The sequence below is a fragment of the Acinetobacter sp. NIOH-H-8 genome (assembly GCF_046635365.1).
GTDB lineage: Bacteria > Pseudomonadota > Gammaproteobacteria > Pseudomonadales > Moraxellaceae > Acinetobacter.
Genome location: NZ_JBHDVN010000318.1, coordinates 1 through 400 on the forward strand (window position 1 = coordinate 1; position 400 = coordinate 400).

Genomic DNA, 400 nt, shown 5'->3' on the forward strand with positions numbered 1-400 from the left:
CCGTCACCCACCGCTTTGCTGGCGAATGCTTCGTCAGGAACCTGATCCAGTGCCACGACATCACCGGTAATCGGCGATACCAGCTCCGCGATAGATACCGCGTTTGGTACAGCCTGCGGTTTTGCTACAGGCGCGGCAGTTGCCGGAGTTGCTTCAGCTGACGCAGCGGCTACCGGACCACGGGCAACGACTTTCTTCATCGCATCGCCGATGGATTCTGCTTTCGCGCCAACAATCACCTGAATAGTCTGTTTGTTCAGTTTCACTACACCAGAAGCACCCAGACGTTTACACATCGTATCGTTGACGCGGGCAGAGTCAGCCACGGTCAGGCGCAGACGGGTGATACAGGCGTCAATTGCTTTCAGGTTGTCAGTGCCGCCAACCGCAGCAATATAGT

At 56.2% G+C, this 400-nt stretch carries 1 protein-coding gene; it reads right to left on the reverse strand.

The features are described from left to right. Positions 1 to 400, reverse strand: a 400-nt coding sequence (locus ACEWB7_RS18435; RefSeq protein ID WP_411581153.1) for a glucose PTS transporter subunit EIIB, incomplete at both ends; no start/stop codon positions are given.